Here is a 24,105-nt window from a genome sequence, read left to right as displayed (position 1 = left end):
AATTACTTGAAAGTAAGCTTTGTGAAAAATCTATTCCCCAAAATGCACCTATGTACAATTGGGGACGCAAAATTCTATGCAGCAGTGATGTGAGTGTCAAGAAATATACAGATCTTTTTTACCAGCTTAGCTTGTCTAGCGAAAAACACATAAAGACAAGCTCAAATCATAACTGCATTTTTAGGGAGGATAATTGAATGCCGATGCGGCTTATTCCCAGGTTAAGGTGGTTTCATGTGCCTCTGTGAGAGTAACCCAATCGTTAAAGTCGGCTTTAACGACATTATCATCAATACAGCTTCTCAGTCCTCTTGCATCCACATCAGGCATCAGTACATATATAGCCAGTTTATCGTTTGAGAGGTATTCAAAAGCATGATGGTGAGTGTTAGCTGCATAGACGGAATCTTCAACAAGCAAGATAATATCTTGTGAGGATGCGTATTGGATGGCTTCTTTTATTGCAGTTTGAGATTTGACGATGTGTAGCATGCTCTATTCTCAGAAAGTCAGTGCTTTACCAGCAGAATTCAATTTATCTATCATCTGTTTTCTAGATAATCGGCTTGCATCAATGATTAACTCTGCATCTTTTAGTCCACGCTCAAGGAGAGAATCTTCACATATGAACACGTTTTCGATGTCATACAAATCGAAGAGTTTGAACATTGGAGCATAATCTTTGCTAAGAATGTCAGATGTATTTTGCGACGCTAGTAATTGAGCAACGCCATCACCGATAAACAAAACCGATATGTCCTCACAATATGCCGATGCAGCCAAAAGCGCATCGACGCCTTCTCGTCCAGAATTTCGACCGTGAGGTAACGTTCTAAAGACAAATGTTAACTTACTCAAAATTGAATCACTCTATCTTGGGTGAGCATTGCTTCAGCTAAGCTCCCCAAACCGGCTTGTTCAAAACCATGGGCTAGATTGTGCTGCGTCAATTGATGTTGTTCCGCTTCATCTTGGCTAACCACTCCACGTCTTAACGCGGCAGCGACGCAAGTCTCCATACGAATACCATTTGTTTGGGCTAACTCTTGCCACGCTTTTGTTAGATCAAACTCATCGTTAGCAGGTACCGATAATTGCGTTCCGTTGTAGACGCCATCTTGATAAAAGAAAATGCTGACTAGCGTATGCCCTTTTTCAATCAGTGCGCATGCGAATTGGTAAGCATTTCGAGCGGATTGAGTGCCATATACCCCACCATTGACAACCAAAGTGTAGGTGAGAGATGCACTCACTTCTCACCGTCCTCAGTCTTACGCTGACGAATATACAAATAAACTGTGTGCTTTGAAATGTTGAGCCTATCCGCAACCCGGTTAATTGCGTCTTTTATGTCAAAAATACCTTTGTCATAGAGATCCATAACAATCTGACGATTTTTAGTGTTGTTAGAAACAGACTTATCTGCGTTGATGTCTTCTATAGTACGCTCGACCGTTTGATCCACCAGCTCTTCTACGTCGCTAGCAAAGTTAACGGAAGAGGCAGCCTCTTTCGCTTCTTCATTTGGCATAAATGCTTGCAAAACTTGAGAGAAAGGCACATCTAGGTTGATATTGATACATAAGAGACCAATAACACGGTTGTCACCGTTACGAATGGCGATTGTGATTGACTTCATCAACACCCCACCCTTCGCGCGAGTAAAATAAGAACGAGAAAAGTTACGTTCCGAGCCTTCAATATCCTTCAACATTTTTAACGCAAGATCGGTAATGGGTGAGCCAACCTGGCGACCAGTATTTTCACCATTTGCGATTTTAATGGCAGACGTATTTAGATCTTCGAGTGAGTGCAATACGATTTCACAGTGTGCACCAATTAAACTGGCAAGCCCATCGACCACCGCTTCGTATGAGCGAAGGATAATTTTATCGTGCTCAGAAAATGGCTTCACATCTATGGATTCCATCTCAAGCAGCGAATCTGCATAAATCGCATCTGATGTATTCACGTTTACCTTACCTAGTGCATATTTATTTCAATTATTTGCTAGAAGTTTATCAGAAAATTTTAATCGGGCACGGATAACCATACTATCTAGTGACTTAGAGCAAACATTGCATTGATTTCCTAGATACAGACGAAAAAAAGAGCTCCGGAGAGCTCTTTTGGAATATGTAGACCAATGCTTACTGAGTTGCAGTTTCTGCTTTGTCGCCACCGTCGATTTCAAGCAATTCGACTTCAAATACCAGTGTCGAGTTCGCCGGAATAGTAGGAGTGTCTTGCTCACCGTAGGCTAGCTCTGGTGGGATAACAAACTTGTACTTAGAACCAACTTGCATTAGCTGAACACCTTCAGTCCAGCCAGGAATTACTCGATTTAGAGGGAACGTAGCAGGTTGATCGCGATCGTATGAGCTATCAAACTTAGTACCATCAATCAGAGTACCTGAGTAATGTACAACAACAGTATCTGTTTCTTTAGGTGAGTTGCCTTCCGCTGCGCTCAATACTTGGTAAAGAAGCCCAGATTCAGTAGCTGAAACGCCTTCTTGCTTAGAAAACTCTAAGCGGAAATCGTCGCCTTCTTTCTTAGCAGCAGCAGACTTCTCAGCCGCTTGTGCTTCCATTTTCTTAGCCACACGCTGATCCAACGACTCTAGAGCTGCACGAATTTCGTCTTCATTTAGCGCCGCTTTCTCACCAAAGACATCTTCGATACCTTGAAGCACAAGCTCTTTTTTCAGCTCGATACCAATTTCTTTAGGCTTTTCGATGCTTGTGTTTAGGTAGTTTGCAAACGATACACCAATTGCGTATGCCGCTTTTTCATCTTCGTTCTGGAATGCCACAGCTGGAGCAGCTTGTTCTACTTTTGCGGTTTCTTCTACTTTCGGCTCTTCTTTTACTTCTTCTTGACAGCCTACAGCCAGAGCAACTGTTGCAGCTAGCAGTGACGCTTTAAACAAAGGTTTCATCTAATTCTCCAAATTATAAGTGTTTGGCGGAGAGCCTCTCCGACATCCTTTAAATATCTTGCACAGTTTCGTGCAAAAAAGTTGTGGTATCAATATACTGGTTTCATGTCCACTGACACAAACCGGATTTCTACAGCGATGCGAACAGTTTCTCACTCTGTGGTTCTAACCATTGTCATTCTTTTGTTAAATGGGTGCTTTTTCACACAAAAAAATGACCAACGCTGGGTTATAGAACCATCTGGTACAACGAGCTTTGGTTTGAGCCGTGATGGACGCTTCGCTTTACTTTATTCAAAAGAACACCAATTGCTTCTATGGGATCTTGAAAATAACGAAGAGCTTGCCCAATTAGGCGCTCAAGATCCACAATCCAATACCGTCTCCCATATTCGAATTGCTGACAACGGACGCTTTGCCATTACCGCTACGCAACAGAATTTTGCAGTATGGGACCTCGGCTGGACACAAGCTCAAGGGCTTTGGTCTATCTCTGATGGCGTGATCCGCGATATCGATATTTCCAGTAATGGTGAACAAGTTCTACTGGGCTTATCAAATGGGAAGGCCATTTATGTGGACTTAGTCACTGGACGACGCCTTGAGTTCCTTGCTCATCGGGAAAAAGTTAATTCTGTGGCTCTCTCCCCAAATGGTCGGTTTGCACTATCTGGCGGAAACGACTACAACGCCTATCTATGGGACACCCAAACTGGGCTAGCACTTCATAAATTTGAGCACGATGCCCGAATCAACCGAGTTGCTCTTCAGCGCGACGGTAAACTTGCTTTTACGTCTGACGGGTCTAACGACGCGTTTGTCTGGGATTTATCTAACGGTGAGAGAGTATCCGAATTAAAAGCGTTCCAACGTCAACTGATATTCACATCGGCACGCTTTTCGAACGATGGTAAGCAGCTTGTTACTGGCACACCTGGAGGCCGAGTCATGCTGTGGGATACGCAAAGTGGCAAACGTCTTGATTATTGGGAAGTCGAACCACAAAAAGATGCTCGCCCTCCTCGCGCTGTCGTGTATGATGCGTCCTTCGATGAACAGCAACGAATTATTTCTGGCACGTCAGCAGGCATTGCTCAAGCGTGGCAGATTGAAACTGAGTAAACACCATGCCAAACGAGAAAGAACTGCAAAAACGTATTGAAGACTTAGAATGCCAACTTGCTTTTCAAGAGCAAACCATTGATGAGTTGAACGACGCGTTAAGTCAGCAGCAACTGCTGATTACAAAGATGCAGGATCAAATGAAATATGTGGTCGGCAAGGTAAAAAATATGGATTCATCCAACTTGGCGGACGCTTCTGAGGAAACGCCCCCACCGCATTACTGATCCTTTTGACACTGGAGCCTGGAAACTATACCTGGTTTACTCATCGGCAAAAATCTTAACGAGCAGCTCACCGTTAGTGTTAATACTAGCGCGGTACATACCGGAACTATTCATGCCGAAATGGATATCGCCATGCGAGTCCAACGCGATTAACCCTCCTTCCCCACCCATGGATTTCAGTTCGCCTTGAATGATCGTTTCGCACGCGACATGAACATCTTCTTTTAGGTATTTCATTCGGGCAGCAACGTCTGCCGCCACTGTTTTACGGATAAAGTATTCGCCCATCCCCGTTGTAGATACTGCAACATTGCCGTTCTCAGCAATAGTTCCACACCCTATCAACGCAGAGTCTCCCACTCGACCATACTTTTTATTTGTTACCCCGCCAGTACTGGTCGCTGCTGCTAAATTTCCTTGGCAATCCAACGCCACAGCGCCCACCGTGCCATATTTTTTATCGTCGGGATATTTCGATTCTGATAAAGCAAACAAACCTTTTTCTTTCATGGTTTTCAGTTGCTCGTAACGACGCTCAGTATAGAAATAGTCTTGCTCGGTATACTCATACCCATGCTCGAACGCGAATTCTTCTGCACCTTCCCCAATCAATAAGACATGATTGCTTTTTTTCATCACGTCACGAGCAAGAGCTATCGGGTTCTGGATATGACGTACTCCAGCAATCGCACCAGCTTCACTCTCTGCTCCATGCATCAAGGATGCATCCATTTCAACCATTTCACTGTTGGTGAGTACTGAGCCTCTTCCTGCGTTAAATAGTGGGCAGTCTTCCATAACTTTTACCGCTTCGACCACAGCATCAAGCGCGTCTCCTCCTTCAGACAGCACTTTGTGACCCGCCTTTACAGAGAGAGTCAATGCTTGCTGGAATTCAGCTCGCATTTCTGCCGTCATTTTGTCTCTTAAAATTGTTCCTGCACCACCATGTATTGCGATGGAAAAAGGCTTAGTCATTGTGCTTTCCTAAAATCAGATTTACAGCTTACCTAATTTCTCACAGCCCATAAAAAAACGCCAACTGAGTCATCAGTCGGCGCTCTCAATTTTGGCTACTTAAGGTTACTTAAAAACAAACCTTAAGAATTAGTGGGAACTACAGCTTCCGCCGCCACAGCAACCATCTTTCTCTTCGCCATGGTCGTGATCGTGGTCACCACCACAACATCCTTCTTCTTGATGGATATGTCCATGTTCGATTTCATCCGCTGTTGCTTCACGCGTTGCAATGACTTCGACTTCAAAAGTCAGAGACTGACCCGCCAACATGTGGTTACCATCAACAACGACTTCATCACCATCCACTTCAGTTACTTCAACAGGGATAGGACCTTGATCAGTATCTGCTAGAAAACGCATACCCACTTCAATCTCATCGACGCCTTGGAATACGTTTGCTGGTACGCGCTGTACCAGTGCATCATTGTGCTCACCGTAAGCATCTTCTGGAGAAACGTTCGCGGTAAACTTATCGCCTGCCACTTTGCCATCCAGCTCTTTCTCAAGACCTGTGATTAGGTTGTTGTGACCGTGAAGGTAGTCCAATGGCGCTTCGCTAGTTGACTCATCGACAACGACACCGTCTTCCGTTTTCACCTGGTATGCCAGACTAACAACCACGTTTTTTTCAATTTTCATGATGACTCCAAGGAGGTTTGAAATCCTGGGAGAAAGTCGATACCCAGGAAAAATATTGATTACCCCGCTATTATGGGGACGAAATATCAAAACACAATAAAAGCGCGGTTTTCTTTATTCGTACAGGCTCAATCTGGCTTAAAGATGCCAATCATGTCTTGTGCGGCGTGCTCGCTTTTTTCCACAGCTTCCGTGGTTCTTTGTTCAACATAGTCGCAGTCAACACATTCAACCACTTCCACACTGTTTTCTTCCCACCAGCGTAAGGTATCTTTTTCTTTACACTGCGGACATGCCGCACCAGCGATAAATCTTTTCTTCAGTTTCACGTTCACCTCTATTCCCAATTTTGGCGGGAATCATTTTCCATTTCACGTCCAAATATTTCTTCCAGTTCCTTACGAGCTTCTTTGGCTCGCATAGCCAACTCTTTATCTTCACTGTGCTCTGGAAGTAACTCTTCTAGCATCTTCATATCGAGCTTTTTGAAGTGCGATGTTGCGCGTTTCGCTTGATACGGGTGCATTCCAAGTTGAGTCAGTGTTTGACGACCTAAATCCAATGCCCCTAAGAAGGTCTCACGAGAAAACGCATCTACACCATGGTTCAACAGTTGATAAGCCTCCACTCGGCTACGAGCTCGTGCCAATACCTTCAAGTTAGGGAAATGGTGACGACACAAATCCACTATTTTCATCACTTCATCAGGTGAATCGGTACATACTACTATTGCTTCAGCCTTGGCAGCACCTGCCGCTCTCAATAACTCGAGTTGGGTCGCGTCACCATAGAACACCTTATACCCAAACTTTCTGAGAAGCTGAATCTGGCTTGCATCACTTTCTAATACGGTAATGCGGATCTTATTCGCATACATTAATCGTCCGACGACCTGACCAAAACGCCCGAACCCAGCGATGATTACCCTTGGCCTGCGATCAATCACATCCGACTTCATCCCATCACCGTCATTGATAGTACGTGCAAACCAACGCTTTTGAATCAGAAGTAATAAAGGCGTCGTTACCATCGAAATACTCACGACCACCAGCAAAAACGCAGCCAGCTCTGGGTCTAACAGGTTTTCTGCCTGCGCCGCGGTAAAAATAACAAAAGCAAATTCGCCGCCTTGGCTGAGTATCACAGCCATTGAACTTCGCGCTTTCGCACTGGTACCAAACAGTCGGCCTAACATGTAAAGCACACTGGCTTTAATTGAAATAAGTAAGACGACAGCAACCAGAACTTCAATCGGTTCAATAACCAGTAATCCAAGGTTTACGGCCATGCCCACAGCAATAAAAAACAATCCGAGTAGCAAGCCTTTAAATGGCTCAATAGCGATTTCTAATTCATGTCGGTACTCACTTTCAGCAAGTAGAACGCCCGCAAGGAAAGTACCAAGGGCCATCGATAAACCGAGTTGCTGCATGATTAAGGCAATACCCACAACCAAGAGCAGCGCTGTGGCAGTGAAAAGTTCACGTACACCCGTTAATACGATGTATCGAAAAGCCGGTCTCAATAGATAGTGACCTATCACTAACAGACCGACAATGCCGCCCAAAGTTTTCAGCGCATCCAACCAATCACCACCAGAGCCACCAGCCAAAATAGGGATGACGGCTAACATAGGAATAACGGCAATATCCTGAAACAGCAATACGGCAAAGCCAGACTGCCCGGTTTCGGTTCCTGTCCAACCTTGTTCTTCAATAACTCGCAGCGCTATCGCGGTTGAAGACAATGCCAGCCCCATCCCTATCACCAAACTACTCTGCCAAGACACGCCACCGTAATAGACTATCGATGAAATAACGGTTGTAGTAATAAGAACCTGTGCTCCCCCTAACCCTAAAATAGGTCGTCGCATTTGCCAGAGTTTGCTTGGGTTAAGTTCTAATCCAATCAGGAATAAAAGCAGCACCACCCCAAATTCAGCAAAGTGCAAAATAGCTTCTACATCACTGATAAGCCCCATTCCCCAAGGACCAATCGCAATTCCCGCGAGTAAATAGCCTAATACTGAACCGAGCCCCATGCGTTGTGCCAACGGAACAGCCACCACCGCGGCAGACAGGAAAATTGCGGTACTGGTGAGAATCTCATTCGTCGCAGCCATTCGTACTCCCATTCTCTAGAGGGTTTAACAGCCAGTGCCGGTATTGCTCAGCGTGTTGGTAACGCTCTCCATCCGTAGCGTTTCTCGCCCAGTAAAGCGTCAAAGGATCTATCCAATGCATTCTGCACAGTAATGCCGTTAGCTCGAACGGCTGCAAAATCTCTTCAAGTGGGTACTTGTTGTAACCACTCGCAGCAAACGCATTCTCTGCACCACCTGTTGTGATCACGCTTCGCCAGTATTTTCCGGCTAATGCGCAACCTTCACCAAACGCAAACCCTTTTCCAAGTACTCTGTCCATCCACTCTTTTAACAGTGCTGGGCAGGAATACATATAAAGAGGGTGCTGGAAAACAATGACATCATGATCGAGTAACAACTGGTGTTCGTGAGCAACATCTATAAAGAAGTCAGGGTAATGCGCATAGAGATCATGAATAGTCACGTGGTCTAACCCACGGATCTGTTTGATCATCACTTGGTTTGCGACAGAGTTATCTGGATCGGGGTGAACGTAAATCACCAAAATCTTAGGCAGCGATTGAGTTTTTTCTTGAATAACGGTCATGCTTTCTGACGTCTTCCCTTACGGCATGTTGTTGTTTTTCCGTAGTTCCATCATAACGTAAATAGTATAATGATCGACATTTATCATGAATCCCCATAGTATTCGAACCGTTAAATTCTCTTATTCGACACGAGCACTATGATTACCTTTTCTGACATCCAACTCCTTCGAGGTGGCAAACCTCTGCTAGATCAAGCCAGCGCGACCATTCACCCCGGAGACAAAGTCGGTTTGGTCGGAAAAAATGGCTGTGGTAAATCCACCTTATTTGCACTACTAAAAGACGAACTGTCTATTGATGCCGGCACCTTTCATAAGCCTAGTCAATGGGAGCTTGCTTGGGTAGCACAGGAAACACCTGCTCTTGAAAGAGAAGCTTTGGATTATGTCATTGATGGTGACAGAGAATTTCGAGATCTCGAAGCAAAACTGGACATCGCCGAGCAACAAGACAACGGAAATCTGGTTGCAGAACTTCACGGAAAAATTGAAGTTATAGGTGGATACGCCATTAAAGCACGTGCCGCTGAATTACTGGACGGCTTGGGTTTCAGCCAAGAACAAATGAGCTGGAGTCTTACGCAATTCTCCGGTGGGTGGCGAATGCGACTTAACCTTGCACAAGCGCTATTGTGCCGCTCTGATTTGTTGTTACTTGATGAACCGACCAACCACCTAGACTTAGATGCGGTAATGTGGCTTGAACGTTGGCTGCAAAATTACCCTGGTACCTTAATTTTAATCTCACACGATAGGGACTTTCTTGATCCTATTGTTGGTCGAATCATACACGTAGAAAATCAGCTTCTTAATGAGTACACCGGTAACTACTCATCGTTTGAAAATCAACGTGCGCAAAAGCTTATTTTGCAACAAGCCATGTTCCAGAAACAGCAAAAGCAAATGGCGCATATGCAGAGCTACATTGACCGGTTCCGTTACAAAGCTTCCAAAGCACGTCAGGCACAAAGCCGAATAAAAGCATTGGAGAAAATGGAAAAGGTATTACCTGCTCAGTTTGATAATCCATTCAATTTTGAATTTAGAGAGCCCGCTGCGTTACCTAATCCGATTTTAATGATGGACCAGGTCTCCGCCGGATACGATGACAACTTAATCCTCGAGAAAATTCGGCTTAATCTTGTACCGGGCAGCCGTATTGGTTTGCTTGGTCGAAATGGCGCTGGTAAATCAACGCTGATAAAACTGCTTTCAGGCGAACTGCAATCGCAATCGGGTGACTTTACTTATTCTCAAGGCGTAAAGATTGGTTACTTTGCGCAGCACCAACTTGAAACTCTGCACCCTGAAGAAACACCGCTTCAACACATGATGCAGATTGCACCTGACAAAAATGAACAGCAACTCCGAGATTACTTAGGCAGCTTTGGCTTCCAAGGAGATAAGGCTCTGGAAAAAGTCGCCCCGTTCTCCGGTGGTGAAAAAGCCCGTTTGGTATTGGCGTTAGTTGTGTGGCAAAAACCCAACCTTTTGTTACTTGATGAACCGACCAACCACCTTGATTTAGATATGCGCCAAGCACTCACCATGGCACTACAAACCTTTGAAGGCGCCATGGTAATAGTAAGCCACGATAGGTACTTACTGCGCGCAACCACCGATGATTTGTATTTGGTTCACGATCGCCAAGTTGCCCCTTTCGACGGTGACTTGAGCGACTACTACAAATGGCTGACAGAACAGCAAAAAGCAGAACGTAAAGAACTGCAAGCAGCCGCTCCAGAAAAAAGCACGGATAACAGTGCAGCAGCGCGTAAAGAGCAAAAGCGAAAAGAAGCGGAGTTTCGTAAACTGACTGCGCCAATTCGCAAAAACCTGACAAAGCTGGAACAAAAGATGGATAAACTCGGTCAAATTTTGTCAGATACCGAAACACAGCTTGGCGATACCGATCTGTATCAAGCGGAAAATAAAGCTAAGCTTAATGAAGTACTGGCGCAACAAGCCTCTGCAAAATCCGAGCTCGAAGACATAGAAATGGAGTGGATGGCAGAGCAGGAAGCCCTTGAGCAGATGGAACTGGAGATGAACTAGAATGCCCAAAGACACGCAATCAATGTCGCTCACTTTAGAACGTTTGTGGCAATTTAGCCTACAGTACTACAGTGTGCGTCAGGTTAAAGAAGCGTGTCTTACTCTTCAAAACCAGTACCAAGGAAATGTAAACCTTCTTTTATTGCTGAAATGGCTGGACGAGCAGAAGTTGGCTTTTGATAAAGAAGACTGGCACCTAGTACAAGATTGCCTGATTCGATCCGAGAACTTATTGGTAAATTACCGAGAACTGCGGCGTAAATCCAAGTCTCACCTGCCCGATACACTCTACCGAGAAACCTTGCAATTTGAATTGCTGCTGGAAAAACAGCAGCAATCTGATTTAGTTGATTGCCTCAATAACCTCAAACTGTCAGCAAACCATGGCGACTCTATGGTGAGTACATATTGCCAATACCTACAAGCCGATCACTTAATTTCATTTTTTGAAGATTCATCTTCTACGGGCTGAACCCCATAAGACGCCATCGCGTCGGCTACTTTCTCTTCCACACTTTGCTCTGGTTTTACCCAATAACTTGGTGCAATTACGGAAGAAATACTGGATATTTCAATGGTAATAATCCCTTTCAATGGGAAATTACCCGCCTTTTGAACCAGTGTTCGTTCGCTCTCCAAGACAGATTCCCCCCGCCAACGTGCGTATTTTCCTTTTCCAGTTAATTTAACGCCGCGCTGGCGAAAAATATCCAACATACAAACGCACACATTAGCGTTTTCCCTCAAATTCGTTACGGACTGAGGAGACGCAATATCTGCGATCAATAACGTATTTGAATCCACTAAATGGAAAATTTCTTTTGGTGAGACATTAGGTTGCCCTGATAAATCAGACGTTGATAGCCAGCAAAGAACGCTGTTTTTAGCAATATCATTCAAATCAAATTGCATAGGCTTCACCAAATAAACACAACACAACTAGCGGTAAGCAAACCCATAGTGACATTAAAACACTTCCACGCAGTGACACTCGACAGCCATCGTCGAATCAAAGTACCGAAACCCACCCACACTGATGACGTATGCAGCTGTACAAGCCAAAAAATCATTCCCATAGCCACTACAGACCACCAGAATTGATCACCCGAAAATGAAAAGGTCCCTACAGCGGTAAGTGACATGACCCAAGCTTTGGGGTTTAGATACTGGAACAGTGCTGCTTCAAACAGAGTCATTGGTCTTGAACTATCATCATCGCGACCTGTTGGTGGCGCTGCTGTGCCAATTCGCCATGCCAATAGCAGTAAATAAGCACTGGATGCCACTCTCAGTATTTGCTGTACTTCTGGGTAACGTTCGAATACGACACCAAGCCCTGCCGCGATCAAGATCATTTGAGTCAAAAGCCCAAAGCCAATTCCAACAAAGTGTGGCACCGTTCGGCGGTACCCAAAGTTAGCTCCCGAAGCCGTCAACATAACGTTATTAGGTCCCGGGGTTCCAGTCATCACGGTTGCAAACAATGCGACCGAGGTAAAAAACTGCCAATCCATAAATTTGCTCCTCTTCACATTGTATCGATACAATTTGGTATTTAAGTTGAATAATTAAAATTGTGTGCACATATTGACCATAACAATGGAATAATCTCAGTGCAAAAGGTTTATTGTCACCATGACAATTGAAACAATCATCGTCGATAAAACGCTATCCTCCCCTTTGTATCATCAAGTGGCGGATGCCATTGCTCTGCAAATAGAAGAAGGCATCATCCGTGCTAACGATAAACTGCCAACCCATAGGGCATTAGCGGATAAGTTAGGGGTTACAGTCGGTACCATTACGCGTGCCTATGCAGAAGCCGAAAGGCGCGGGTTGGTCGAAGCGCGCGTGGGTGCTGGTACCTATATTCAAGATAATTCGAAAGCCAGTTGGGTATTTGAAGAGAGTGTGGAAGAAGCCGAAGAGTGTAATTTTGGCTACAACATTCCCCCTTTACTGGATAGAGCCGGTATTTTGTCGGAAGCAATGAATTCTCTGTCTCGCAATAACGCAGCGTTGAATCAATTTATGCTGTACCAAAAACCTACAGGTATCGATTCACATCGCAAGATCGTAGCCAACTGGCTGAAAACCCAAGGGGTTCATGTGCAAGCTCAAAAGCTGTTGTTTAGTAGCGGAGCACAACACGCGATTCAGATGGTACTAAGCGCATTTACGCGAGCGGGAGATACCATTTTATGTGAGAAACTCACCTACCCAGGACTACTGAGTTTGGCGCGGCAAAACCAGTTGTCCTTAAAAGGCGTAGAAATGGATGAAGAAGGCATTACGCCTATCGCTTTAAAATCTGCATGCAAACAGAACCAGTCAGCGCGCTTTATCTACCTTACACCCACTCTGCAAAACCCAACCACCGCGACAATGAGTGTGGAGAGACGTAAAGCCATTCTTGACGTCTGTAAACAATACCAAGTCATTGCTATTGAAGACGACGTTAACGGTCTATTACCAAAACAAGCGCCCCCTCCTTTGGTTAACTCTATGCCAGAACAAGTTATCCATATTGGTGCTTTTTCTAAGTGTTTAGCACCGGGGCTGCGTGTAGGTTTCGTGCAGGCACCTGATCATTTGTATCAGCAATTGAGTATGACATTGCAAAACCATAGCTGGATGATCAGCCCACTGTTAACCGCATTAACATGCCAAATGATACAAACCAACCAAGCCGAACATGTCATAGACACCATACGTAAAGAAATGGATGTTAGGCTCGCGCTGGCAAAGCAATACCTTGGTTCGTTCGATATTAGCTACCAGAAAGATTGTTTCCATTTGTGGTTAACGCTTCCAGAGCAATGGCGATTAAGTGATTTCGTTCAACAAGCGGCTTCAAGGAAAGTCATTATCAAATCAGGGGAGCTTTTTGTCCCTCCAGGTGGTGCCGTTCCTCCAGCTATTCGTTTATCACTCAGTTCACCAGTTACTCATCAACAATTGGAACAAGGGCTTAACGTTCTGGCAGAATTACTTCACAGCAACCCTATTTCGGACTTTTCATTATGACCCCATTTAAACCTGCATTTGGGTTAGGCAATGCGCACGTTCAAACGTTAGTCTCACGCTTTATCCGACGTAAGCCGTTGTTTGAACCAATAAGAGAAAGGCTTGAACTACCCGATGGTGATTTTGTTGATCTGGCGTGGAGTGAAGTCCCTACATCCAACACCTCCAAACCCATATTTATTTTATTTCATGGTTTAGAAGGCAGTTTTGATAGCCCTTATGCCAATGGATTGATGCACGCATTTGCGAAAGAAGGGTGGTTAGCTGTAATGATGCATTTTCGTGGTTGCAGTGGTGAACCTAACCGACTTCCTCGAGCCTACCATTCGGGTGAAACAGAGGACGCTCGCTTTTTCATCGAACACCTAACGCAACGTTTTCCTCGGCAAGTAAAAGTAGCAGTAGGTGTCTCCTTAGGGGGGAATATGCTGGTCAACTACCTTGCAAAGTACACGGAAAACACCCTGCTTAATGCGGCATCGGTTGTGTCCGCTCCACTGGATTTATTGGCATGTTCTCAGCGCATTAATCGAGGCTTTTCCAAAGTGTATCAAAGCTACCTGCTTTCATCACTCAAAGAGAATGCCGTCGCTAAGCTGCCCTTAGTTCAGAAAGTCTTGCCCCTGACAGAAAGAGAAGTCAACGAGATTGATTCCATGTTTGATTTCGATGACGTCATTACCTCTCGCTTACATGGGTTTGAGGATGCACACCATTATTATCAAACCTGTTCTGGGCTTCCGATGCTCAAAAGAATTCGGATTCCAACGGACATCATTCATGCACAAGACGATCCTTTCATGACAGAAGCGGTGATTCCAACTACGCCTCTTCCCAAACACGTAAAGTACCACTTGCTCCCTAAAGGCGGGCATGTAGGATTTGTTAGTGGTCACCTCTTTAAGCCAACATTTTGGTTAGAAGAAGCATTACCAGAACGTTTTTCTCATTACTTAAAAGAGGAAGCCTGTAACGCGCAGAGTGCGATTAATGGTAAGATTGCGACGACATAAAATTTTGAGGTATTTATGATCGTCCCTTGGGAACAAATTGAGACTGATACACTCACGAATTTAATTAAAGAGTTCGTACTAAGAGAAGGTACTGATTACGGTGCCAGTGAAATCAGCCTAAATGAAAAAGTGGACCATGTGCGTGCTCAACTGCAAAGTGGTCAAGCGGTTGTCGTGTTTTCTGAGCTTCATGAAACGGTTGATATACAAGTACATCCCAGTCGCTGAAATCAAGCGTTGATTCAAGCTCCGATTCATTGAGTTCAAGTAAAAGTGCCCCCTAATGGGTGTTTCATTCGATTACGTGATTAGGGCAGTGTTTATTATTTATACCGCTTCCCCTACACTGATTCCCTATAACGATAACTAGAGACAAGGACAGTCATGTCAGCAAAACACCCTATCATTGCCGTTACAGGCTCGTCAGGCGCGGGAACCACCACCACTTCTGAAGCGTTTCGCAAGATGTTCAATATGATGAATGTCAAATCAGCGTTAGTCGAAGGAGATAGCTTTCACCGATTTACGCGCCCAGAGATGGACGTGGAAATTCGCAAAGCAAAAGAGCAAGGTCGACATATAAGCTATTTTGGTCCTCAAGCAAACGACTTCCCCGCATTGGAGCAGTTTTTCCGAACTTACGGTGAAAAAGGTTCGGGACAAGTTAGGCGTTATTTACACTCATTTGATGAAGCGGTACCTTACAACCAAATGCCCGGTACATTTACTCCGTGGCAACAACTGCCTGAAAACTCGGATGTTCTATTCTACGAGGGGTTACATGGCGGCGTAATGGATGGCGATGTCAATGTATCCCAACATGTTGATCTACTGATTGGCATGGTACCGATTGTAAACCTCGAATGGATCCAGAAGTTTGTGCGAGACACACGCGACAGAGGGCACTCTAAAGAAGCGGTTACAGACTCTATAGTGCGTTCGATGGACGACTATTTAAACTACATTACGCCACAATTTTCGCGTACACACATAAACTTTCAGCGTGTCCCTACTGTAGATACTTCTAATCCTCTTGCCGCAAAAGGCATCCCTAGTTTAGATGAAAGTTTTGTTGTCATCCGACTTCGCGGCATTAAAAACGTCGACTATCCATACCTACTGTCTATGATTCAAGGGTCATTCATGTCGCGTCATAACACGCTTGTTGTACCCGGCGGGAAGATGAGTTTTGCCATGGAACTGATCGTCCAACCGATACTTCAACAACTCATCGAAACCGGTAAAATCGGCTAGTGATAAAAAGAAAAGTATGCAAAGTTGCCATAGCGTGATCATGTGCACATTTTTGCTTAGATAAACCCAGCCGTGTACCGATCAAAGTCAAGAAATCGTTTCAGAAAAAGGATACTATTTCTAACCGAAACATATGATAGCTTGCAGCATCAACTATAACACCCTATTCTAAATGACCAGTTCAATCTGGCTCAGTCGATACGGAAAGCTGCTGAGCAAACCCTGCAGAGGAAGAAAGATATTATGGTTCTAGGTAAACCTCAAACCGATCCAACATTAGAGTGGTTCCTTTCACACTGTCATATTCACAAGTACCCTTCTAAGAGTACTCTGATTCATGCGGGTGAAAAGGCAGAGACCCTGTACTACATCGTGAAAGGTTCTGTTGCCGTGCTTATCAAGGATGAAGAAGGCAAAGAGATGATCTTGTCTTACCTCAACCAAGGCGATTTCATTGGTGAACTTGGTCTATTTGAAGAAGACCAAGAACGTACCGCTTGGGTACGTGCAAAAACACCATGTGAAGTAGCAGAAATTTCGTTTAAGAAGTTCCGTCAGTTAATTCAAGTTAACCCTGATATTCTGATGCGCCTTTCTTCTCAAATGGCTAACCGTCTTCAAACTACTAGCCAAAAAGTAGGCGATCTTGCTTTCCTAGACGTTACTGGCCGTATCGCTCAGACACTTCTGAACTTAGCGAAACAACCAGATGCGATGACGCACCCAGATGGCATGCAAATCAAGATTACACGCCAGGAAATTGGTCAGATTGTTGGCTGTTCACGTGAAACCGTTGGTCGTATCTTGAAGATGCTGGAAGAGCAAAACCTGATTTCAGCACACGGTAAAACTATCGTGGTATACGGAACGCGTTAATAAAGAAAGCGTTTCGATTAAGAATAAAAAAAACCACCAACATCGTTGGTGGTTTTTTATTTCTTTTGCTTATCTCTGATGAAGAGGGCAACAAGCTCTAAAGAGAGCGTTGCCTTACCGCTTCAAACAAGCAAATTCCAGAAGCTACTGAAACATTCAGGCTAGACACACTTCCAGCCATCGGGATCTTAATCAAGTCATCACACGTTTCACGCGTCAAACGTCGCATACCATCACCTTCTGCCCCCATAACAACCGCCAATGGACCAGAAAGCTTCGCTTGATAAATGTCGTGAGTGGCTTCACCTGCCGTCCCCACAAACCAAACACCTTGTTCTTGCAACGCGCGCATGGTTCGAGCGAGATTGGTGACTCGCACTAACGGTACCGTCTCTGCTGCGCCACATGCGACCTTACTTACCGTTGCCGTTAAAGGAGATGAACGATCCTTAGGAACGATAACAGCGGCAACACCAGCCGCATCGGCATTCCTTAAACAAGCACCCAGGTTATGTGGGTCTGTTACGCCATCTAATACCAATAAAAGCGGCTGTTCGTGTTGAGCTAAGATTCCATCTAAGTCATTTTCATTCCATTGCTTAGCGGGTTTAACACGTGCAATGATACCTTGATGGCTTGCACCACTGGCTTTGTCATCCAACGCTTTTCTGCCCATTTGCTGAATGGATACTCCAACATTTTGCAATTCATTCAGCAACGGCAGCAGTCGCTCGTCTTGACGACCTTTTAAAACGTATGCCTCAATAAAGCGCACCGGATCTTTTTCCAGCACCGCTTTTACGGCATGAATGCCATAAATAAATTCGTTACTCATTACCTGACCTGTTCAGATTATTTCTGTTTTCCCTGAGACTTTCGATTTTTCGCTCGGGACTTCTTCTTGCGCGCTTTTTCAGATTTACTCTTCTTTTTCGCAGAGGAAGGCTCTTTCGAACCATCGGGACGCTTAGTTGGTTCAACCATCGCTTTCGCTTTTGCACCCGGCTTTCTCGATTTTACTGTTGCCTTCTTTTTACTGTGCGCTTTTTTATCAGACTGCGCCGCACGCTTCTTGGCTGTTTTGCCTTTTCCGCGTAGCTTACGGCTTGTTTCGACCAATTCAAAGTCAATTTGACGATCGTCTAAATTCACCGACAACACTTTTACTTTTACAGCATCGCCTAAACGATAGATATTACCGAAGCTTTCACCAATAAGCCTTTGACCAATCGGATCAAATTGATAGTAATCATTTGCAAGGGAAGAGATATGCACAAGACCATCAATGTGAAGCTCAGTTAGACGTACAAAAAAACCAAAGCCCGTAACATTGGCAATCACGCCATCCAACTCTTCACCGACATGATCTTGCATGTATTCACATTTCAGCCAATCTGACACGTCACGCGTGGCATCATCAGCACGACGTTCGGTCATGGAGCACTGCTCACCATACACATCCATATCATCAAAGGAGTAATGGAAACCACCAGTTGGGGTCCAGCGATCGGTATTGCGACCTTCTTCCTTGGCAATCAGGTACTTAATAGCACGATGCAGTAACAGATCGGGGTAGCGACGAATAGGCGATGTAAAGTGCGCGTATCGTTTTAGTGCCAGTCCAAAGTGACCCGCATTGTCAGCATTGTAAACCGCTTGCTTCATTGAACGGAGCAGCATGGTTTGAATAAGCTCTTTATCCTGACGCTCACCGATTTGTTTCATCAGGCTGGCGTAATCTGTAGGAGAAGGTTCTAAGCCACCCGTTAGGTTAAGCCCAAGCTCACCAAGGAAATCTCGAAAACCTTGCAGGCGCTCTTCTCCAGGAGTTTCGTGGATACGATACAGCGAAGGCTCTTTTGCTTTTTCAACCAAAGATGCCGAGGCAATATTGGCTAAAATCATGCATTCTTCGATGATCTTATGCGCGTCATTCCGAACCACTGGCTCAATGCGATCAATCTTACGGTCCGGGTTGAAGATAAACTTAGCTTCTACTGTTTCAAATTCAATGGCGCCACGACTATCACGAGCTTGCTTCAGAACGCCATACATTTTATGAAGCTCTTCTAGATGCGAAACCAGTGGTTGGTAACGTTCGCGGAGTTCTTCATCTCCATCCAAGATAGCACCAACTTTGTTGTACGTTAGGCGAGCATGAGAATTCATGACGGCTTCGTAGTGCTTGTATCCAGATAACTTCCCTGAAGCAGAAATCGTCATTTCGCATACCATGCACAAACGATCAACTTGCGGGTTTAAGGAGCACAGCCCGTTAGACAGCACCTCAGGGAGCATAGGAACAACCTGCGACGGAAAATAAACGGAGTTACCTCGATTGATGGCTTCTTTATCCAGAGCTGTATTCGGTCGAACATAATAGCTCACATCTGCAATCGCCACCCAAAGACGCCAACCGCCGCTTCGCTTCGCTTCGCAGTAAACAGCATCATCGAAATCTCGAGCGTCCTCTCCATCTATAGTGACCAATGGCAATTCACGTAAATCGACTCGCCCTTTCTTTGCTTCTTCTGGGACGTGTTCCGTTAGGTCGGCAATTTGTTTGTCGACCTCTTCCGGCCAAACATCAGGAATTTGATGGGTCCGAATGGCAATTTGAGTTTCCATACCTGGTGCCATATTTTCACCAAGCACTTCCAATATTTTTCCTGTCATACCTCGAGAGCGGCTTGCACGGCTTGTAATTTCGATAACGACAACATTTCCCATCCGAGCTCTACAACGGTGCTCTTTAGGAATAAGGATATCTTGGCTGATTCGGGAATCATCAGGCACCACATACGAGTACTCGTGCTCCATAAAGTAACGCCCAACAATTTGGGTCTTGCGCTCTTCCAATATCCGAACAAGGCGCCCTTCTTTACGACCGCGCTTATCTGTCCCCGTCGGCTGTACCAATACGTAATCACCATGGATGATGGTTTTCATCTGATGATGAGGCAGCAAAATATCATTATCTCTTCCTTTGCTACCTTCTGGTCTTACCCATCCAAATCCGTCTTTGTGTCCAATCACATGCCCTTTAGCCAGCTCAAGTTTTTCTGGCAATACGTAACATTGACGGCGAGTAAATACCAACTGCCCATCACGCTCCATCGCACGTAAACGTCGACGAAGCCCTTCATACTGCTCTTCCCCTTTCAGCTCCAGTGCATCAAATAAATCGTTTCGATTCATCGGCACATTTGCCTGAGTCAGGAATTCAATAATGAACTCCCGGCTAGGAATCGGGTTTTCATATTTACCGGATTCGCGCTCAGCAAAAGGATCAATAGGAGTGTTTTGAGACATAAGCAGGCCTGCTATAGATTGGATAGATCTTAAGTATATCTAAATCTGACGGTTACCGACAGCGCACACCGCTTTCTCAGGAAATATATCGCCACGTACGAGCAATCCACTACAAGTCAGTTATCCGTCATATTGGTCAATTTGTGACAATTCAGCGGCACATATATTCAGCTAAACAAAAGTTAGGCAATATATAAACAAAGCAAATACCTGCTTGAAACTTTGTATGGTTCTTTTGTAAGATGCGCGACTCTCTTTGTTCGTCCAATAATATTTATGTCATTTTCTAAACTTCGCGAGAATCTTCGCTTTAACTCGCGGTGGATTTTTTGCCTCTTAATATTGAACGCTGTTTTATTATCAGCGATAGGCATCCCTTATGTAAGCTGGATGGATATTCCAGAAGGTAGCTGGCTATCCTACCCTTACATTTTTTCTACCCAAATTGGGCTGTTTGGCCTGATGGCGTTGCTGTGCTCGCTTCCTTCTCTAATACTAATCTGGCTGCCAACACGGCTCTTTAGATGCATAGCCGTGTTACCTTTCATCGTCACTGCAATACTGGTTGCTGTCGATACCCAGGTGTATAACCAATATCGCTTTCATCTAAATGGCTTTGTTTTTGAGTTGCTGATTCAAGGTGGAGACCAAATCATTGATGTGTCATGGTTTACTTTACTCGTTGGTGGGGTGGTCTCTTTTGGCCTGATCAACGCTATTATCATGACTATTGTCTTAGCAAACCGTTGGATCGAAACAAAGAAACGCTACTTGTTACTTGGAATTTCGGTTTGGTTTAGTTGCTTGGTATTCAGCCAATTTACTCATGCTTGGAAATACGCCAATTTCGATCAAGTGATACCGAGTTACAGCCATCACTGGCCGCTTTATTTACCATTAACCGCAAATGATTACCTTGAGGATAACGGCTGGGTAGAGCAACAAGCAGGACGCGATGCTCATACTAAAATTTCTCACCAGAAAGTAACAAACTTGAACTACCCGTTGAAACCCATTCGGCAAGCTGAAAACGCAAAAACACCCAATATCTTGATGATTGTATTGGATGCATGGCGTTTTGATGATGCCAATGTGCAGGTAACTCCAAATATTGAAAAGTTTGGCCAGCGAAGCTTAGTGTTTAAAGAACACCTTAGTGGTGGCAACTCGACCCAAATGGGGATATTCAGTTTATTCTATGGCATCCCCTCCACCTATTGGGATGCGGTTCGATCCAGCCAGCAGCAACCCGTGTTAATGGAGACCTTGCACTCACAGAATTACGAAATGTCCATCCACGGATCTGCGCCTTTACATAGCCCACCATTCGATCGCACGGTATTTGCTGGCGTTAAAGATTTAACCGTTACAACTCCAGGCAATACACCAGCAGAGCGCGATCGTAAAATCACGGACGACTTCTTACAGTTCTTGGAAAAACGCAATCCAAACAAGCCTTACTTTGGATTCATGTTTTACGATGCCGCACACGGGACTTCTTTTCCAGCAGAGATGGAGACCCCTTTTACGCCTTATTGGGATCGCGTCGATCACGTTAAATTAAACAATGACTTCGACCCAACAGAGTACCGTAACCGCTATAGAAACTCGCTGTACTACATCGACAAATTGGTCGGTGAAATATTGGACGAGTTGGAAGCATCAGGTGAATTGGAAAATACCATCATCGTTATTACGTCTGATCACGGTGAAGAATTTAACGATTACAAAAAGAACTATTGGGGACACGGCAGCAACTACGCTCCCGCTCAGGTTCATGTTCCGTTCTACTTATATCACCCTGAAAAAGAAGCCGATATTATTCACACCAGAACCAGTCACCTAGATGTAGCCCCAACATTAATGAAGCAGCCATTAAGCGTGTCGAACGATGTTCGTGATTATAGTGTTGGGGAAGATTTGTTCACCACGAACAGACAAGAAAACTGGGTTATTGTCGGCAGTTACATGGATTATGGAATTGTGGGTGGAAATGAAATTATCGTCAATCGACCGGGTGGCTATACGGAAATCACAGACCTAAAGCTCAACAAAAAATCTGAACGTACTATGCCAAACCGTGAATTGACAAAATTGCTTCAACAAATGTCTGTATATGCAAAGTAATTGCTAACGAAAACATCAGAAGCTAAAACGATAAAAAAAGCATAAGCGCACTGAGCCGTGCGCTTATCTTTTTAATAAAATGAGAAGCTCTGCGTTGTCACTCAACATATCGGCGATCGTACAATGGTCCAGTTCTGCTAAAAAAGCCAACTTTGCACGTGCCAGATGCGCTTTCAGTTTACACGCTGGCGTAATATGGCAAAAATCCGGTGCGCAGTTCACCACATCCAAAGGCTCAATGTCCCTTACCACATTTCCTATTACAATGGTTTCCGCTGGGCGACCTAAGCATATCCCACCATTTTTACCGCGAACCGTTTTCACGTAACCAAGCTGACCTAGCTTATTAATAATCTTAACCATATGATTTTTAGACACATCAAAAGTGTCACTGACCTTTTGGATGCTCGTCAATTCACCCGCAGGCAAAGAAGCCAGATATATCAAGGCGCGAATACCAAAATCGGTAAAGTTCGTAAGTTGCAAATCAATTTCCTCTTGTCTGAGTAAATTGTAAATCTTCCATTGACTAAAAGATATATTTTAGATACAACCTTAAACATGCATTATAAATACATGTTTAAACAGGAAGCCCAAATGCTCAAGCAATCAACCATAGATATCGTAAAATCCACAGCACCACTTTTAGCCCAAACGGGTCCAGCTTTAACCGCACATTTCTACAATAGAATGTTTACCCACAACCCTGAATTAAATGACATATTTAACTTAACTCACCAAGAAAATGGAGCGCAAAGAGAGGCGTTATTCAATGCTGTATATGGGTACGCGGCAAACATTGACAATATTGAAGTGCTTCTTCCTGTCGTTGAAAAAATAGCCCAGAAACACACAAGTTTTAATATCACTGAAGAGCAATACCAAATCGTTGGTAGCCACCTTCTGGCAACCATAGATGAGTTGTTCACACCTGGTCAGGAAGTTTTAGACGCTTGGGGAGAAGCTTACGGATTCTTAGCACAAGTATTTATCGATCGGGAGGAAACAATCTACTCTGAGACGGAAGCAAAAACAGGGGGATGGCGAGGTACCCGAGAGTTTGTACTAAAAGAGAAGCACAAAGAAAGTGCCGTCATAACCAGCTTTGTTTTTGAACCCGCAGATCAGCAACCAGTCGTTGATTTTATACCTGGGCAGTATGTAGGCATTTATTTAACACCAGAGCAATTTGAATACCAAGAAATCAGACAATACAGTTTGTCAGATGCACCAAATGGCAACAGCTATAGGATTTCGGTAAAGCGCGAATCAGAAGGTGTTGTTTCAAACTTTTTACACGATCACTTGAATGTTGGCGACACAGTTAAGCTGGCACCACCGTGTGGAGACTTTTTTTTCACCAGTGATCAGTTTACACCCGTCGCTCTCATTTCTGCGGGCGTTGGAGTCACTCCATTGCTATCAATGTTAGAAACGATAAAAAGTACTCATAAAGCCCCTATTCACTGGCTACATGCAGCAGAAAACCAAGTTCATCATGCATTCTCTAAACGTGTAAACGAGCTAGAAAAGTCCTATGAATTCGTTAACCAATTCAATTGGTATCGAGAACATAAAGGGGAAGAGGGAGTGAGATCGGGGTTAATGGCGCTGGAGCAAATCAAGGAACGTATTAACTGGCAAGAAACAGATTTCTATTTCTGTGGTCCTGTAGCCTTTATGCAGTTCGCGGCTAGCCAATTATTGGAGCTAGGCGTGTCAAAAGAGCGTATTCACTATGAGTGCTTCGGCCCTCATAAGGTACTGTAAGCCTTACTTGCAAAATCAACATGCCCGACAC

26 protein-coding genes are annotated in these 24,105 nt (G+C 44.5%); 11 read left to right on the top strand and 15 right to left on the bottom strand.

What is annotated here, in order from left to right:
• Positions 1 to 210 precede the first annotated feature (210 nt).
• From tusB to fkpA, 5 genes are all read right to left on the bottom strand, one after another.
• Positions 211 to 492 (bottom strand): sulfurtransferase complex subunit TusB, encoded by a 282-nt coding sequence (gene tusB / locus LDO37_RS01970; RefSeq protein WP_126605780.1) that lies wholly within the window; start codon positions 490 to 492, stop codon positions 211 to 213.
• A 9-nt stretch (positions 493 to 501) separates the two neighbouring features.
• Positions 502 to 858, bottom strand: coding sequence for a sulfurtransferase complex subunit TusC (tusC, locus tag LDO37_RS01965; protein ID WP_126605779.1), 357 nt, complete (start codon positions 856 to 858; stop codon positions 502 to 504).
• Positions 855 to 1,253, bottom strand: coding sequence for a sulfurtransferase complex subunit TusD (gene tusD / locus LDO37_RS01960; RefSeq protein WP_126605778.1), 399 nt, complete (start codon positions 1,251 to 1,253; stop codon positions 855 to 857). Before tusD ends, tusC begins: the two co-directional genes overlap by 4 nt.
• Positions 1,250 to 1,930 carry a helix-turn-helix transcriptional regulator gene (locus LDO37_RS01955; protein ID WP_371410790.1) on the bottom strand — a complete coding sequence of 227 codons (681 nt, stop codon included), beginning with the start codon at positions 1,928 to 1,930 and terminating at the stop codon, positions 1,250 to 1,252. Before LDO37_RS01955 ends, tusD begins: the two co-directional genes overlap by 4 nt.
• Positions 1,931 to 2,150: 220 nt before the next feature.
• Complete coding sequence (fkpA, locus tag LDO37_RS01950; RefSeq protein ID WP_101111196.1) at positions 2,151 to 2,942, bottom strand: FKBP-type peptidyl-prolyl cis-trans isomerase; 792 nt, start codon at positions 2,940 to 2,942, stop codon at positions 2,151 to 2,153.
• Between the two features lie 138 nt (positions 2,943 to 3,080).
• On the opposite strand from fkpA, the gene LDO37_RS01945 reads away from it, so the two are divergent.
• Together LDO37_RS01945 and LDO37_RS01940 are read left to right on the top strand one after the other, a co-directional pair.
• Positions 3,081 to 4,064 carry a WD40 repeat domain-containing protein gene (locus LDO37_RS01945; protein WP_126605777.1) on the top strand — a complete coding sequence of 328 codons (984 nt, stop codon included), beginning with the start codon at positions 3,081 to 3,083 and terminating at the stop codon, positions 4,062 to 4,064.
• 5 nt (positions 4,065 to 4,069) lie between these two features.
• The gene (locus LDO37_RS01940; RefSeq protein WP_101111198.1) at positions 4,070 to 4,291 is read left to right on the top strand and encodes a SlyX family protein; all 222 of its coding nucleotides are present in this window, start codon (positions 4,070 to 4,072) and stop codon (positions 4,289 to 4,291) included.
• 36 nt (positions 4,292 to 4,327) lie between these two features.
• Here LDO37_RS01940 and LDO37_RS01935 read toward each other — a convergent pair whose 3' ends face one another.
• From LDO37_RS01935 to kefG, 5 genes are all read right to left on the bottom strand, one after another.
• The gene (locus LDO37_RS01935) at positions 4,328 to 5,269 is read right to left on the bottom strand and encodes an isoaspartyl peptidase/L-asparaginase family protein (protein ID WP_126605776.1); all 942 of its coding nucleotides are present in this window, start codon (positions 5,267 to 5,269) and stop codon (positions 4,328 to 4,330) included.
• Between the two features lie 129 nt (positions 5,270 to 5,398).
• On the bottom strand, positions 5,399 to 5,950 hold the full coding sequence (gene slyD / locus LDO37_RS01930; RefSeq protein ID WP_101111200.1) for a peptidylprolyl isomerase: 552 nt from the start codon (positions 5,948 to 5,950) through the stop codon (positions 5,399 to 5,401).
• 128 nt (positions 5,951 to 6,078) lie between these two features.
• Complete coding sequence (locus LDO37_RS01925) at positions 6,079 to 6,279, bottom strand: YheV family putative zinc ribbon protein (RefSeq protein WP_101111263.1); 201 nt, start codon at positions 6,277 to 6,279, stop codon at positions 6,079 to 6,081.
• A gap of 8 nt (positions 6,280 to 6,287) precedes the next feature.
• On the bottom strand, positions 6,288 to 8,072 hold the full coding sequence (gene kefB / locus LDO37_RS01920) for a glutathione-regulated potassium-efflux system protein KefB (protein WP_126605775.1): 1,785 nt from the start codon (positions 8,070 to 8,072) through the stop codon (positions 6,288 to 6,290).
• Positions 8,056 to 8,640, bottom strand: coding sequence for a glutathione-regulated potassium-efflux system ancillary protein KefG (gene kefG, locus LDO37_RS01915; RefSeq protein ID WP_126605774.1), 585 nt, complete (start codon positions 8,638 to 8,640; stop codon positions 8,056 to 8,058). The genes kefB and kefG overlap by 17 nt, the downstream gene beginning before the upstream one ends.
• Before the next feature lie 138 nt (positions 8,641 to 8,778).
• Here kefG and LDO37_RS01910 point away from each other — a divergent pair, with 138 nt between their 5' ends.
• Positions 8,779 to 10,695: an ABC transporter ATP-binding protein gene (locus LDO37_RS01910; protein WP_126605773.1), complete on the top strand. Its 1,917-nt coding sequence runs from the start codon at positions 8,779 to 8,781 to the stop codon at positions 10,693 to 10,695.
• Between the two features lies 1 nt (position 10,696).
• Positions 10,697 to 11,167, top strand: coding sequence for a TIGR02444 family protein (locus tag LDO37_RS01905; RefSeq protein WP_126605772.1), 471 nt, complete (start codon positions 10,697 to 10,699; stop codon positions 11,165 to 11,167).
• Here LDO37_RS01905 and LDO37_RS01900 read toward each other — a convergent pair.
• Complete coding sequence (locus LDO37_RS01900) at positions 11,125 to 11,607, bottom strand: pyridoxamine 5'-phosphate oxidase family protein (protein ID WP_126605771.1); 483 nt, start codon at positions 11,605 to 11,607, stop codon at positions 11,125 to 11,127. The two genes, LDO37_RS01905 and LDO37_RS01900, sit on opposite strands and share 43 nt — an antisense overlap.
• Positions 11,608 to 11,612: 5 nt before the next feature.
• A complete protein-coding gene (locus tag LDO37_RS01895) occupies positions 11,613 to 12,209 on the bottom strand; it encodes a LysE family translocator (RefSeq protein ID WP_126605770.1) in 597 nt (198 codons plus the stop codon).
• 121 nt (positions 12,210 to 12,330) lie between these two features.
• On the opposite strand from LDO37_RS01895, the gene LDO37_RS01890 reads away from it, so the two are divergent.
• The 5 genes from LDO37_RS01890 (at position 12,331) to crp (ending at position 16,865) form a co-directional block, all read left to right on the top strand.
• Complete coding sequence (locus LDO37_RS01890) at positions 12,331 to 13,722, top strand: aminotransferase-like domain-containing protein (RefSeq protein ID WP_126605769.1); 1,392 nt, start codon at positions 12,331 to 12,333, stop codon at positions 13,720 to 13,722.
• Positions 13,719 to 14,735 (top strand): hydrolase, encoded by a 1,017-nt coding sequence (locus LDO37_RS01885; protein ID WP_126605768.1) that lies wholly within the window; start codon positions 13,719 to 13,721, stop codon positions 14,733 to 14,735. The genes LDO37_RS01890 and LDO37_RS01885 overlap by 4 nt, the downstream gene beginning before the upstream one ends.
• A gap of 15 nt (positions 14,736 to 14,750) precedes the next feature.
• Positions 14,751 to 14,963: a YheU family protein gene (locus tag LDO37_RS01880; protein ID WP_101111208.1), complete on the top strand. Its 213-nt coding sequence runs from the start codon at positions 14,751 to 14,753 to the stop codon at positions 14,961 to 14,963.
• Positions 14,964 to 15,119: 156 nt separating this feature from the next.
• Positions 15,120 to 15,989 carry a phosphoribulokinase gene (locus LDO37_RS01875; RefSeq protein ID WP_101111209.1) on the top strand — a complete coding sequence of 290 codons (870 nt, stop codon included), beginning with the start codon at positions 15,120 to 15,122 and terminating at the stop codon, positions 15,987 to 15,989.
• A 243-nt stretch (positions 15,990 to 16,232) separates the two neighbouring features.
• Complete coding sequence (crp, locus tag LDO37_RS01870; protein WP_101111210.1) at positions 16,233 to 16,865, top strand: cAMP-activated global transcriptional regulator CRP; 633 nt, start codon at positions 16,233 to 16,235, stop codon at positions 16,863 to 16,865.
• Positions 16,866 to 16,962: 97 nt separating this feature from the next.
• Here the strand turns inward: crp and rlmB are convergent, their stop codons facing one another.
• On the bottom strand, positions 16,963 to 17,700 hold the full coding sequence (gene rlmB / locus LDO37_RS01865; RefSeq protein WP_126605767.1) for a 23S rRNA (guanosine(2251)-2'-O)-methyltransferase RlmB: 738 nt from the start codon (positions 17,698 to 17,700) through the stop codon (positions 16,963 to 16,965).
• Positions 17,701 to 17,717: 17 nt separating this feature from the next.
• Entirely contained in the window at positions 17,718 to 20,177 is a 2,460-nt protein-coding gene (gene rnr, locus LDO37_RS01860) for a ribonuclease R (protein WP_126605766.1), read from the bottom strand.
• Positions 20,178 to 20,453: 276 nt separating this feature from the next.
• On the opposite strand from rnr, the gene LDO37_RS01855 reads away from it, so the two are divergent.
• Positions 20,454 to 22,304: a DUF3413 domain-containing protein gene (locus LDO37_RS01855; protein ID WP_126605765.1), complete on the top strand. Its 1,851-nt coding sequence runs from the start codon at positions 20,454 to 20,456 to the stop codon at positions 22,302 to 22,304.
• Between the two features lie 63 nt (positions 22,305 to 22,367).
• On the opposite strand, the gene nsrR is transcribed toward LDO37_RS01855, so the two are convergent.
• Positions 22,368 to 22,790 (bottom strand): nitric oxide-sensing transcriptional repressor NsrR, encoded by a 423-nt coding sequence (gene nsrR, locus LDO37_RS01850; RefSeq protein WP_104400365.1) that lies wholly within the window; start codon positions 22,788 to 22,790, stop codon positions 22,368 to 22,370.
• Positions 22,791 to 22,901: 111 nt separating this feature from the next.
• Here nsrR and hmpA point away from each other — a divergent pair, with 111 nt between their 5' ends.
• Entirely contained in the window at positions 22,902 to 24,074 is a 1,173-nt protein-coding gene (gene hmpA / locus LDO37_RS01845) for an NO-inducible flavohemoprotein (protein ID WP_126605764.1), read from the top strand.
• Positions 24,075 to 24,105: the final 31 nt, after the last annotated feature.

The organism is Vibrio penaeicida (assembly GCF_019977755.1).
In the GTDB taxonomy this organism is placed as follows: Bacteria; Pseudomonadota; Gammaproteobacteria; order Enterobacterales; family Vibrionaceae; genus Vibrio; species Vibrio penaeicida.
This window is presented reverse-complemented; position numbering and strand designations above follow the sequence as displayed.